We start from the raw sequence: 12,571 nt of genomic DNA, 5'->3' as shown, positions 1-12,571 counted from the left end.
GAGACGCACGGGGGTGCGATTCGTGGCGGCAAACGGCGGGATTTGGAGCATCGGGGCGGGGCTGCAGCGCACGGTGTGGTGGCTGCTCGCGATCGCCATCGCCGTGCTCCTGGCGGCGATCGGCTGGGCGATCGTCACGCCGGTATCTCCGCTGGGCGATTGGCGACCGGACAGCGCCAAGGTGCTGCCCACACCGTTGCGCAAGACGCTCTATGCCGCGGTCGATCCCTTCAATCGCGGCCCCGCCATGGCAGCGCCGGGCTCACAGGGCGGCGGCACGGTGACGTCGCTGACGCTGGTGCTGTTCGGAACGCGTGGCTTGCCCGGCGGCGGGGGCAGCGCGATCATCGCCGGCGAGGACGGCGTGCAGCAGGTCTATCGCGCGGGCGATGAAGTGGTACCTGGCGTCACCCTGGCCGAAGTGGCCTTCGATCACGTCGCGCTGATGCGAAATGGCGCCAAGGAGCTGCTCTATATCGACCAGTCGGGCAAGGCGCCGAGCGCGCAGGGGCTGGTCGCGGCCAATCCCGTTCCCCCGCCTGGCGGAGCTGCCCTCAACGCACCGGCCGGAGGGGCAGGCGCCCTTACCGTCGATGCGGCGCGGCGCGGGATCAATTTCGGGCCGCGCGCGGAAAGCGGGCGCATCGTAGGGCTCGAAGTGCTGCCCACCGGCGATGGCTCCGCGTTTCGTGGTGCCGGTTTCCAGCCCGGCGATGTCGTGACCGCCGTGGATGGCAAGCCGATCACCGGCGCCGGCGACGGCGCGATGCTGGCCGGCGCGTTGCGCCCCGGCGCTTCCGTTTCGGTCACCGTGCGTCGCGGTGACCGCCAACTTCCGCTGGCGATAACATTGGCACCATGAAGCATCGATCATCCCGATTCCGCCGATCCCGTTTCAGGTCTTTTCTCGCCGCCGCGGCCATGCTGGCGATTGCTGTGCCGCAGGTGGCGATGGCGCAATACACGCTCAACGTGCGCGAGGCGGACATCCGCGCCTTCGTGGCGGATGCGGCGGAAGTGACCGGCCGCACGTTCATCGTCGATGCGCGCGTGCAGGGGAAGGTCAGCGTCGTGTCGGAACGGCCGCTGTCGCGCTCCGAATACTTCGAGGTGTTCCTGTCCACCCTGCGCGCCAACGGGCTGGTGGCGGTGCCGACCGGCAACGGCGCGTTCCGCGTGCAGCCGGCCGAAGGCGCGGCCAGCCAGCCCACGCGCATCGGCAGCAAGGGTGCGGCGCGCAACCAGATGATCACCGAGATCGTGCGCCTGCGCGCGATCGACGCGGCGCAGGCGGTGGAAACGCTGCGCCCGCTGGTCAGCAAGGAAGGCGCGATCACCGCCAACAAGTCCGGCAATTCGCTGGTGATCGTCGACTATGCCGACAACATGGCGCGCATTCGCGCGCTGGTGGCGCAGATCGATCGCGACAACGCCTCTACCCAGACGATCCTGCTGGAACACGCCGGCGCGCGCGAGATCGCGACGGCGCTGACCCAGTTGATCCCGGCGGGCGGCGAGGGCGGCCGCGCGCTGGCCACGGTGGTCGCGGTGGACAGCGCCAACGCCGTGCTGATGCGCGGCGAGCGCGATACGCTGGCGCGGTTGGCGGCGATGGCGCGCCAGCTCGATGCCAAGGCGGCGACGGGCGGCGAGATCAAGGTGCTGTGGCTCGATTATGCCGATGCGGCGGTGCTGGTGCCGGTGCTGGAACGGCTGGTGGGCGGCCAGGGCGGCACGGAAGTGGCCTCGGGATCGCAGGCCCCGGTTTCGCTGGGCGGTGTTGGCAGCAGCCAGACCTCGAACGCGGGCACGCTGGGCGGCACCACGCCTGGGGCCGGCGCGGCGGCGGGCACCGGAGCGGGATCGGGCAGCAAGGCCAGCGTGAACCCCACCGGGGCGACCGCCGGCGGCCTCGGCAGCGGCGCGATCAAGCTCGCCAACGGGCGCGGCACGGCCACGATCACGCGCTATCCCGGCGCCAACGCGATCATCATCGCCGCGCCGGCCGACGACCAGCGCCGCCTGACCGAACTCGTCCGCCAGCTCGACATCCCGCAGGAACAGGTGCTGGTGGAAGCGATCATCGTCGAGATTTCCAACGACGTGGCGCGCGAGCTGGGCGTGCAGTTCCTGTTCGGCGGCAAGGACAAGCCGTTCGCCGTCACCAATTTCGGCAATTCCTCGCCCAACATCATCGATGTCGCCGGCGGGTTGCTGGCCAACAAGCTCGACCAGACGACCACCGTGGTCAACGGATCGACCGTCACCACCACGACCAACAGCACGGCGGGCGATCTGCTCAAGCAGAACGCGGCAAGCAAGATCCTGGCGGCGTCCGGCGGCTATTCGGGCTTTCTCACCCAGCTGGGCAACAACACCTATCTGGGCGCGCTGATCAACGCGGTCGCGACCGACAAGAATTCCAACATCCTGTCCACGCCGCACATCACCACCAACAACAACGTCCCCGCCTCGATCCTGTTCGGCAAGGAAATCCCGGTGGCGACGGGCGAGGCGTTGTCTTCCGCCAATTTCAACAACACCTTCCGCACCATCTCGCGCCAGAACGTGGGCATCGAGCTGGACGTGACGCCGCAGATCAACGCGGGCGACCAGGTGCGGCTGGACCTGCGGCAGGAAGTCAGCTCGATCGCGGGCACGGTTTCCAGCCGGTCGGACGACATCATCGTCAACAAGCGCGAGATCAAGACCACGGTGACCGTGGGCGATCGCGAGATCGTGGCGCTCGGCGGGCTGCTCGACGACAACGAGCAGCGCACCTTGCAGAAGGTGCCGCTGCTGGGTGACGTGCCGGTGCTGGGCGAACTGTTCAAGTCGCGCGGGCGCAGCCATGTGAAGACCAACCTGATGGTCTTCATCCGCCCCACGATCATGCGCAACGCCAACGATCGGCAGGAATTGACCGCGCGGCGCTATGGCGTGGTGCGCAACGCGCAGCGCGCGTTCGAGCCGGGGCGCGAGCCGGGCATCGACGACCTGGTTGAGGACTATCTCGGCGCCACACCGCCGGTCGCGCCGGGCAAGGCCGTCGCGGTCGCGCCGGGGGATACCGTGATCGCCCCGAATGCGGCGAGCGAATTGCCGTCGACGGAAGCGTTGCCGGCCGACGCGGCGCAACCCGCCCGGCCCTGAGCCATGGACCAGCCGCCCGTCCTCGCCAGCCCGAACCCGCCGACGGCGCTGCCTTATGGCTTCGCGCGCGACGCCGGCTATCTGGTGGAGCGCGAGGATGCGGACGGCGTTGCCGTGGCGATGCGCGAGGGCGCGGACCCGTTCGTGCTGCTGGACTTGCGCCGCGCGCTTGGCCGGCCGGTATCGCTGCGCAAGGTCGCGCCGCCGGACTACGAGAAGCTGCTGGCCGAACGCTATGCCATGGACGGCGCGGCGGCGGTGGCGGGGGATATGGGCATCGGTGGCGAGGGGCTCGATCCGCTGGCGCTCGGCCTGCCCACGGCGGAAGACCTGCTCGACAGCGCGGACGATGCGCCGGCGATCCGGCTGATCAACGGCCTGATCGCCGAAGGGCTGCGCCAGGGCGTGTCGGACATCCACGTGGAACCTTACGAACAGGCGCTGGTCGTGCGGATGCGCGTGGACGGCGTGCTGGCGGAAAAGCTGCGGATGCCGCCGCATGTCGCGCCGGTGCTGGTGAGCCGCATCAAGGTTATGGCGCGGCTCGACATCGCCGAACGCCGCGTGCCGCAGGACGGGCGCATCAGCCTGAGCCTGGGCGGCAAGCTGGTCGACGTGCGCGTGTCCACGCTGCCCAGCCGCGTGGGCGAACGGGTGGTGCTGCGCCTGCTGGACAAGGAGAACGCCGGGCTGGATCTGGCCCATCTGGGTCTCGATGAACGCGCCGGGGATGTGCTGCGCCGCGCGCTGGCCGAACCCAACGGCATCGTGCTGGTCACCGGCCCCACCGGATCCGGCAAGACCACCACGCTCTATGCCGCGCTGCGCCAGCTCAACGACGGCGCGCGCAATATCCTGACGGTGGAAGACCCGGTGGAATACGCTGTGGACGGCGTGGGGCAGACGCAAGTCAACGCGCGCGTGGGGCTGACGTTCGCCGCCGGCCTGCGCGCCATTCTGCGGCAGGACCCGGACGTGGTCATGGTCGGCGAAATCCGCGATCGCGAAACGGCGGACATCGCGGTGCAGGCCTCGCTGACCGGGCATCTCGTGCTGTCCACCGTCCACACCAACGATGCCGCCGGCGCGATCACGCGGATGCGCGACATGGGCGTGGAGCCGTTCCTGCTCGCGTCCACGCTGCGCGCGGTGATCGCACAGCGGCTGGTGCGGCGGCTGTGCCCGCATTGCCGGGAAGCGCACGAAAGCGACGCGGCGCTGCACGCGCTGATCGGGGTGAAACCGGGCCGCACCGTCTATCTCGCGCGCGGTTGCGCAGAATGCGCGCAGACCGGCTACGTCGGCCGGATCGGCGTGTTCGAGGCGCTGCGGGTGGATGAGACGATCCGCCGCATGATCCACGACAATGCCGACGAAGCGGAGATCGCAAGGCACGCCTTTGCCGATTCGCCGCGTCTGGCCAAGGCGGTGCGCCGCCTGGTGCGCGACGGCGTGACCAGTCCGGAAGAAGCGGCACGGATCATGCGGCGCGAGGACGGGTGATGCCGCGTTTCACCTATCTCGCCATCGACCCCAAAGGCAACGAGCGGCGCGGCGCGATCGAAGCGGCGGGCGAACGGCAGGCGCTGGAGAAGCTGGCCGCCCGATCCTGGCACGTGGTGCGGATCGGGCCGGACGCCGCGGCATCGGCGCGTCGCGCGGCGATTTCGACCAGTGGCATCGCCCTGTTCGCGCCGCGCCTCTCGGCCAAGCAACTGGCGCTGTTTACCCGCCAGATCGCCTCGCTGATGACGGTCAGCCCGCTGGAGGAAGCGCTGCGCACGATCGCCCGGCAGACCGAGCAGCCGCGCGCCCGCGCGATCCTGTCCAGCGTCCATGCCGGCGTGGTGGAAGGGCTGCCGCTGGCAGAGGCGATGCGGCGCGAGGAGCCCAGCTTCCCGCCGGTCTATCGCGCGATGGTCGCGGCGGGGGAAAACTCCGGCACGCTGCCCGCCATCGCCAACCGGCTGGCCGACCTGCTGGAACGGCAGGCGCAAGTGCGGGGGAGAATCGTGGCGGCGCTGGCCTATCCGGTGGTGCTCTCGCTGGTCGCGCTGCTGGTGGTGACCGGGCTGATGATTTCGGTGGTGCCGCGCGTGGTCGAACAGTTCGACAACGCCAGCCGGCAACTGCCCCTGCTGACGCGCGTGGTCATCGCGGTTTCGCAGTTCCTGGCGCAGTGGTGGTGGGCCTTGCTGATCGCGCTGGCGCTGGCGGCGTTCGGCTTTGCCCGCGCGCTGCGGCGGCCGGCGTTCCGGTACCGCTGCGACAGCCTGCTGTTGCGCCTGCCGTTCGCCGGGCGGCTGCTGCGCGATGTCCACGCGGCGGGCCTCGCCCGCACGCTGGCGACGATGATCGAGGCCAAGCTGCCGCTGGTCGACGGGTTGAAGCTGGCGACGCGCACGGTGCGCAACACTGTCCACCGGCAGGCGCTGGAAACGATCACCGAAAAGGTCCGCGCGGGCGGTTCGTTGTCCACCGCGCTGCGCGAGGCGGAGACGTTCCCGCCGCTGCTGGTCTATCTGGCGGCCAGCGGCGAGGCGGCGGGGCAGCTTGGGCCGATGCTGGAACGCGCGGCGGAATATCTCGAACGGGAATTCGAAAGCTTCACCAGCGCCGCGATGGCCTTGCTGGAGCCCGCCATCATCGTGGTGATGGGCGCGCTGGTCGCGCTCATCATTCTTGCGATCCTGCTGCCGATCCTGCAGCTTCAGAACCTGACCGGACTTTAGGAACGATGCGAAACCAACGCAGCTTGCCCGCGCCCAACGGCTTCTCGCTCGTGGAGCTGATGGTGGTGCTGTTCATCATCGGCCTGCTGGCGACGGTGGTGCTGATCAACGTGCTGCCCAGCACCGACAAGGCGCGCGTGGTGAAGGCGCAGAGCGACATCGCCACGCTGGATCAGGCGATGGAGATGTACCGGCTCGACATGGGCACTTATCCGGGGCAGGGCGAAGGGCTGGCCGCGCTGAAGACCCCGCCCGCCAATCTCGCGCTGCCGCAGAACTATCGCAGCGGCGGCTATGTGAAGGATCTGCCGAACGATCCGTGGGGACATCCCTATCAGTTCCAGGTGCCGGGGAACGACGGCAAGCCCTTCGATATCTTCTCGCTGGGCGCGGACGGGCAGCCCGGCGGCAGCGACCTGAACGCCGATATCCACGCGGGGAAGACCTGATCCGCGATGGATGCGGCAAGCGCCTTTTCCGTGCCCGACGGGCCGCCGGACGGCCTGATCGTGCTGCTGCCGGCCCGCTCTGGCGGCGGCTGGCGCTGGTGGCGCGTGGAACAGGGCGGTCTGGGCCGCGAACGGTCGTTCATGGTCGATGCCGAAACAGCGCCATGGGGGCGGCTGGCGGAAGGCAACGTGGTGACGGCGCTGGTGCCGGCCGCGCGGGCGCCGGTGCGCGATCACCCGATGCCCGACATGCCGCCGGCACAGGCGATCGCCGCCGCCAGACTGGAGGCCGAAGCGCAGGGGATCGGTTCCGCGCGCCGCCATGCCGCCGCCGCCAGAGCGGAAGGCCGTCTGTTGTGCGTGACGGTCGATGCGGATGACATGGACCGCTGGCTGGCGGAACTGGCCGAAGCGGGGCTCGATGCGGCGGCGCTGGTTCCGGCCGCGCTGGTGCTGCCGCGCCCCGATGCCGGAATGGTGGTGGCGGAACTGGGCGACGAGCCGCTGGCGCGCACGCCCGCTGCGGCTTTTGCCGGCGAACCCGCCTTGATCGGCCTTCTTGCCGATGGCGCGGGAACGGTGGCGCTCGCTGCCGAAACGCTCGACGCGCGCTTGCTGGCTATCCATCGCGCGCCGCCGGTGAACTTGCGGCAGGGTGTTTACGCGCCACGCGCGCCGGGCTTCCTGAGCGGGATGCAAGGGGGGCAGTTGGCGCGGATGGCGGCGGTCGTGGCGCTGCTGGTGCTGGTGCTGATGCTGGTGTGGATCGCCAAGTGGGAGCTGGCGGCGTCGGCGCGCGAGCGCGACGCACTGGCGCTGGCGCAACGCCGGTTTCCGGCTGCGAGCGATCTCGATAGCGCCGAGCGGCTGGTGGCGGCGGACATGGCAAAGCGCGGGCAGGGCGCGGCGAACTTCACCGCGCCGATGGCGGCGGTGCTGGCGGCGATGCAGCCGGTGCCGTCGATCCGGCTGCGCGATCTGGGCTACAGCGCGGATGGCACGCTGCGGTTCACCGCGGCGGCGCCTCGCGCCGAGGATGTCAACGCCGTGCTGATTGCCTTGCAGAACGCGGGCTGGAAAGTGACCGTGCCGCCGTCGCTGGCCTCCGATCCGACCGGGGCGACGGTGGTTGCCATTACGGTGCGGGCGCCATGATCGCGCGGGTGCAAGCCTGGTACACGGGGCTGACCACGCGCGAACGGACGCTCGTGACGATTGCCGGCGCGCTCGCTGGCCTGATCGTGCTGATCTACGGCATCGTGCTGCCCGTGGGGCGCGCCTTCGACGCTGCCGATGCGCGCCATGTGGCGGCGGTGCAGCGCACGGAACGGCTGATGGCGGCGCTGCGGCTGCTCGATGCCCGGCCCGCCGGCCCGGCCTCGCGTACAGGGACGGGGCCGGTCGAACAGGCGGTCGCCGCCAGTGCCGAACAGGCTGGGTTTGTGCTGCAATCCAACCAGCCGCGCGGCAGCGACGTGACCGCGATCGTCATCGCTTCGGCCCGGCCCGCCGCAGTGTTCGCCTGGCTTGATGCGTTGGCGGGCACGGGCGTGATTGTCGATACGCTGACCGTCACGCCCGCGCCCGACGGATCGGTAGCGGTGAATGCCACCTTGCGCCGGAGCGGCACATGACTGTGGTCAGCAAGACGTCTGCGATGCCGCGCGGCGCGGTGCCGGTGCTGACGGCGGTGTTTCTGGCGGCGCTGGTCGTGCTGATGCCGTTGCGGATCGTGCTGGGGTGGGCCGGCGGGGCCTTGTCGGCGCGCTATGTCGACGGGCCGGTATGGTGGGGCCGGGCTTATGACCTGCGGATTGGCCCGGTGCCGGTGGGCACCGTCGATGCGGGTTTGCGCCCCTTGCCGCTGCTGATCGGCCGGGCGGAGACGTGGCTTGAACGGCCAGCGGGGACCGGGCAAGCGCCCTTGCGCGCGCGGATCGGAGGCGGCGCGGGCGGGCTGCGTTTGGCCGATGCCACCGGTTCCCTGCCCTTGCCCGACGGCCTCGGTCAATTGCCGGCCAGCACGATCGGCTTCGATCAGTTCGCGGTCGATTTCGCCGACGGGCGGTGCCGGTCCGCATCCGGCACGTTGACGGTGACGCTGGCGCCGGTGAGCGCGCTGATGCCCCGGCCGCTACCGCTTACGGGCAAGGCGCGGTGCCAAGATGGCGCGTTGGTGGTGCCGATGGCCGATAGTGGCGGCATGGCCCATCTGCTGCTCAAGGTGGCAGGCACCGGCGGGTGGACCGCCGATCTCTCGCTCGCGGGCTTGCCCGTGGAGATCAGCGGCCCTCTGGTGGATCAGGGCTTTTCTGCCCGGCCCGGCGGCATCGGCTTCCGGACCGGCGGAACGTTCTGACCGCGTACTTCAGGCCAGTATTCTTCAGGCCGGTATTCTTCAGGCGAGCACTTCGGTCAGGAACCATACGCGGCGTTCGGCCTGATCGGTCCAGTCGTCGGCCATGCCCTCGGTCGCGTTGTCGCCGGCTTCGGTCGCCGCTTCCTTCACGCTCCGGATCGCTTCCACCAGCTTGGCGTTGTCATCGCGCAGGGCCTTGACCATGTTCATGGCGTCGACCTTGGCGCGGTCGTCATCCTTGATCGAGGCTTTGCCGGCGATCGCGCCGATCGAGGTCAGCGTCGCCCCGCCGTTCTTGCGCACCCGTTCGGCGATGATGTCAGTCAGCGCGAAGATTTCGGCGGACTGTTCGTCGAACAGCAGGTGCAGATCGCGGAAGTGCGGGCCGGCGACGTGCCAGTGGAAGTTCTTGGTCTTGAGATAGAGCGTGAAGTAATCGGCAAGAAGGCCGTTCAGGCTGTCGATCAGCGCCTTCTTCGCATTGTCGCCCGGCATGGGAATCCCTTTCCTGCGGTTGGATGATGATGGCATCCGTATACGCTTCCCAGCGCCGTTTGTTTCACGGGAAATGCGCGTAACGATGATCGATCGCGTCGATAAAAGCTTGAGGTTATTTTGGTTTTGGTAATTATTTCAGCGTGTTGAAAAAGCCGTGCAAGCGCATTGCCACCTCTGAAAAGTCCAGCATTTCCGCCAAATCCGAGGCATCCATCCGGTTCGGATGCATTGTCAGCGGTGCCATGTGGACCTAGTCTGATCGCCACATAGCGATATTGTTCCGAATTTTTCGCATTGGCCCATGCAGCAGGCGGGGGATGGATGCCGATGGAAGCAACGCTGTACGCGCTCGGGCTTGTCGAGCGTGAATTGCTGCTGTTCGCGGCGGTTTGGTTCGTCATCGGCGCTGCCGACGATCTTGGCATAGACATGCTGTGGCTGTGGCTGCGTCTCTCGGGCCGCGCCCGCACGGGGAGGCTGGAAGGGCCGGCGGATCAGCCCTTGCGCGGAATTGCGGCGGTGCTGGTCCCGGCCTGGCGTGAGCAGGACGTTGTGGGAGCCATGATCCGGCACAGCCTGGATGCATGGCCCCATGCGGAAATGCGCTTCTACGTCGGATGCTATCGCAACGATCCGGCGACGCTGGCCGCCGCGATCGCTTCCACCCGCGACGATCGCCTTCGGATCGTCGTCCACGATCGCGGCATTATGTAGCAAACGCACCAGCATCCGGATAGATGTAATCGCACGCGATGCGTAATATCCGCATATGGCAAACCTCACTGTAAACGGACTGATCAAGAAGCGCGCCGAGATCGCAGGGCGCATCCAAGCTATCCAAGAGGAAGCTGGCAGGCTGATCGCCGCGCTGGATCACATAGACCAGACCTTGCGCCTGTTTGATCCCGAGATCGATTTTCAGGTGCTGCCGGTTAAGATGCTGCCACCGCCCAACGCAGCGTTCCGGGGCGAGTTTCAACGCTCGCTTCTGGAAATGCTCCGGGGTGCAAAGCACTGGCAGACAACCGATGACCTGACTGTCAAGGTCATGGTGCAGAGGCGCATGAACGAAGCTGACAGGGCATTGCGCGTTCTTACCCGTAAGCGCGTTGGGCACGCTCTGAAACGGCTTGAGCGCAAGGGCGTGACCGAATCTCGGCGTATGGGGAAAGGTGCCCTGTTGTCTTGGCGGATTACCAAGCCAGACGCGCAGCTTGAGGGTGGCTGGCGGAATGGGAGTGGGTAGCTACTCCGCCGATATCAGAGCTTCAAACGCAACATCATAATAGTCGTCCATAACAAATGGCGCGACCCATTCGGGTATGCGGAAAGTCTCAGCTATATCAAAATCCGCGATTTGCTTGGCCTTATAAGCCGCCACAAATGGGTCTCTCAGATGCTTTGGGCAAAGCGAGATCGCCGCCATCCAGCGAGTATCGAGTTCACTTCTGAACATTGGGCTCTCATGCTGGGGCATGGGCTTGTTCTGGATCTCACGCATGAGAGTTATAAATTTTTCTCGGCTGTCTGCCCGCTGCTCAAGTGTATCAAATACGTGCATAAGTTCTTTTGTGCAAGCATAGCGCCGTTCGCGAGGATGTTCGCGAAGCCCATCGCAGCAGACAATCTCGGCGATGGAGAATTCTTCATCGTGAGGGCTTGAGCGCTCGTTGTCAGCTAGGCGATAGAACGCCTGCCTATTGGGCTCAGGGTGCTGCACGAAGATCACATCCACACGGCCAATGCCCTGGTGGTATGCGTTCACGATCCGCCTCAAGTCTTCGAAGCGAACAAACGGACCATCAAGTCCTGAAACGTGATTATAAAAGTCGCGGAAACGCATAATCCCGGCTCACTTGGTTAATGTGAGCCGGGTAAGTGTTGCGGTGACTTATGTCAAATCCGCGTCAACGTCTTCCACATAAACAGCGTTACCCGCCGTAATTTGGGCTTCGGCACGGAGGATTTGCTCCGCAAGCGAGGCAGCGCTGACGCGCCCATCGGCAACGCCGAAAAACTTAATGTTCAGTGTTTGCCGTCCCTCTGCTGGGAACAGCAAGTCTGCAGCGCGTTCGATATAAGTCGACACCTGTTCCTCCTTCGTTCGAGTTACGACCGAGCCATTGACATATATGACCGATTCTGCATCTGCCATGAACAGCCTAAGGCTTCGTTAAAACGGCCCAATGCCGATTTTGTTGCGTGGTGCAAGCGCAAAATTTGCATCGCCATCATATGCAGTGCGTTTATCTCCTCTTGCGTTCGCAGTGTATGCCTTGTCGGCGCAAACGACAAGAGGCAATCGCCACGCACGAAAGCCCTATTTGTACATGTCAAGAGTCTTGATTCGTTCTCTGCCAATACCCGCTCCATGCACGGCTCTGACGCGAAGCCATAGTAGCGGCAACGACCGTCATAGCCTGCGAACCATTGTCCACACGGCGATTATCTTCACGCCATGAAGCCTCTGCGGCGTACTGGTGCAGGTACGGCCCTGCGATATGGTGGTGCGTACCGACTTCCATGCGACGCAGACGCGAGAAGAACGACTCGGCCTGATTGGTGCAGGCCCATTCGTTCGAGTATTCTACCGTGTGATTGATGCGGCGCGTATCGAACTTGGCGTGCAGGTCATCCCAATGCGAAGCCTCGTCCGCGTGGACGGTAGACATATGGTGGATGCGAGCGGCAACGGCTTCGCCGCCCTTGGCTTCCGACTTGGCTACTACCACCAGTGATTCACCACCACGTTCACGGCCGACGACGACAACCTGACGCTTGCCCGACTGATTGACAGCAAGGCGACGATCCCGGCGGTTGGCCTTTTCGTTGGCCGGGCGGACGTGACCGCCGAAGTACGCACCATCAACCTCAACTTCGCCCTCAAGGGTCTGGTGCTGGTCCTCAAGCGCCATTGCCTCGCGCAGCTTGTGGGCAAGGACGAATGCCGTCTTGTACTGGCAATCAAGGTCGCGGCTCATCTGGAGCGCGGAAACGCCCTTGGCGCCGTTCACGAAGATGACGATCGCGGCGAGCAGATCGGTGAAGCTCATCTTGCGCGAGGCGAAGATGGTCCCGCTGGTGACGCTGAACTGATGATGGCAGGCAACGCACTTGAACTTGCGGCGCGTGGCAATGTTGTAGGTTTCGGTGCAGCCGCACTTGGGGCAGATCGCCTCGCCGTCCGTCTCCGGCCAGCGGAGTTCGCAGAACGTGCGGTAAGCGGCTTCCTCGCCCATCCGGAAAACCTTCTTGAGGCTCAGGGTGCGGGCGGCTGCGGAGAGGAGGAAGTGCTGCATTGTCATCGTTTCCAGTGCTAATGCACTTCATATGATGACATTACGTATCGTTGTCAACGGCAAATGTATCGCCTATGATGA

The 12,571-nt window shown here is 66.2% G+C and carries 14 protein-coding genes; 10 read left to right on the top strand and 4 right to left on the bottom strand.

Annotated features, from left to right (window positions below):
* The first annotated feature begins 22 nt into the window (after positions 1 to 22).
* The 8 genes from NMD1_RS05035 to gspN are packed head-to-tail and all read left to right on the top strand — an operon-like array spanning position 23 to position 8,693.
* On the top strand, positions 23 to 862 hold the full coding sequence (locus tag NMD1_RS05035; RefSeq protein ID WP_158453915.1) for a type II secretion system protein N: 840 nt from the start codon (positions 23 to 25) through the stop codon (positions 860 to 862).
* A gap of 59 nt (positions 863 to 921) precedes the next feature.
* The gene (gene gspD, locus NMD1_RS05030) at positions 922 to 3,153 is read left to right on the top strand and encodes a type II secretion system secretin GspD (RefSeq protein WP_233497367.1); all 2,232 of its coding nucleotides are present in this window, start codon (positions 922 to 924) and stop codon (positions 3,151 to 3,153) included.
* Positions 3,154 to 3,156: 3 nt separating this feature from the next.
* Complete coding sequence (gene gspE / locus NMD1_RS05025) at positions 3,157 to 4,656, top strand: type II secretion system ATPase GspE (protein ID WP_125953953.1); 1,500 nt, start codon at positions 3,157 to 3,159, stop codon at positions 4,654 to 4,656.
* On the top strand, positions 4,656 to 5,885 hold the full coding sequence (gene gspF, locus NMD1_RS05020; RefSeq protein WP_125953952.1) for a type II secretion system inner membrane protein GspF: 1,230 nt from the start codon (positions 4,656 to 4,658) through the stop codon (positions 5,883 to 5,885). Before gspE ends, gspF begins: the two co-directional genes overlap by 1 nt.
* Before the next feature lie 5 nt (positions 5,886 to 5,890).
* Complete coding sequence (gene gspG, locus NMD1_RS05015; protein ID WP_125953951.1) at positions 5,891 to 6,334, top strand: type II secretion system major pseudopilin GspG; 444 nt, start codon at positions 5,891 to 5,893, stop codon at positions 6,332 to 6,334.
* A gap of 6 nt (positions 6,335 to 6,340) precedes the next feature.
* On the top strand, positions 6,341 to 7,489 hold the full coding sequence (gspL, locus tag NMD1_RS05010) for a type II secretion system protein GspL (protein ID WP_125953950.1): 1,149 nt from the start codon (positions 6,341 to 6,343) through the stop codon (positions 7,487 to 7,489).
* A complete protein-coding gene (gene gspM / locus NMD1_RS05005) occupies positions 7,486 to 7,968 on the top strand; it encodes a type II secretion system protein GspM (protein ID WP_125953949.1) in 483 nt (160 codons plus the stop codon). Before gspL ends, gspM begins: the two co-directional genes overlap by 4 nt.
* A complete protein-coding gene (gene gspN / locus NMD1_RS05000; RefSeq protein WP_125953948.1) occupies positions 7,965 to 8,693 on the top strand; it encodes a type II secretion system protein N in 729 nt (242 codons plus the stop codon). Before gspM ends, gspN begins: the two co-directional genes overlap by 4 nt.
* 39 nt (positions 8,694 to 8,732) lie before the next feature.
* Here the strand turns inward: gspN and NMD1_RS04995 are convergent, their stop codons facing one another.
* Positions 8,733 to 9,188, bottom strand: a complete 456-nt coding sequence (locus NMD1_RS04995; protein ID WP_125953947.1) for a Dps family protein — start codon at positions 9,186 to 9,188, stop codon at positions 8,733 to 8,735.
* Positions 9,189 to 9,518: 330 nt separating this feature from the next.
* Between NMD1_RS04995 and NMD1_RS04990 the strand changes: the two genes are divergently transcribed.
* Together NMD1_RS04990 and NMD1_RS04985 are read left to right on the top strand one after the other, a co-directional pair.
* On the top strand, positions 9,519 to 9,905 hold the full coding sequence (locus NMD1_RS04990; protein ID WP_158453914.1) for a glycosyltransferase: 387 nt from the start codon (positions 9,519 to 9,521) through the stop codon (positions 9,903 to 9,905).
* A gap of 55 nt (positions 9,906 to 9,960) precedes the next feature.
* Positions 9,961 to 10,437: a hypothetical protein gene (locus tag NMD1_RS04985; protein WP_125953945.1), complete on the top strand. Its 477-nt coding sequence runs from the start codon at positions 9,961 to 9,963 to the stop codon at positions 10,435 to 10,437.
* Here NMD1_RS04985 and NMD1_RS04980 read toward each other — a convergent pair whose 3' ends face one another.
* From NMD1_RS04980 to NMD1_RS04970, 3 genes are all read right to left on the bottom strand, one after another.
* Positions 10,438 to 11,034, bottom strand: a complete 597-nt coding sequence (locus NMD1_RS04980) for a hypothetical protein (protein ID WP_125953944.1) — start codon at positions 11,032 to 11,034, stop codon at positions 10,438 to 10,440.
* Between the two features lie 48 nt (positions 11,035 to 11,082).
* Positions 11,083 to 11,280 carry a hypothetical protein gene (locus tag NMD1_RS04975; protein WP_125953943.1) on the bottom strand — a complete coding sequence of 66 codons (198 nt, stop codon included), beginning with the start codon at positions 11,278 to 11,280 and terminating at the stop codon, positions 11,083 to 11,085.
* A 244-nt stretch (positions 11,281 to 11,524) separates the two neighbouring features.
* Entirely contained in the window at positions 11,525 to 12,490 is a 966-nt protein-coding gene (locus NMD1_RS04970; RefSeq protein WP_125954149.1) for an IS1595 family transposase, read from the bottom strand.
* Between the last annotated feature and the right edge of the window lie 81 nt (positions 12,491 to 12,571).

This window comes from Novosphingobium sp. MD-1, from assembly GCF_001014975.1.
Classification (GTDB): Bacteria; Pseudomonadota; Alphaproteobacteria; order Sphingomonadales; family Sphingomonadaceae; genus Novosphingobium.
Note: the sequence above shows the minus strand (reverse complement) of the source record. Positions and strands in the feature narration are given on the sequence as shown.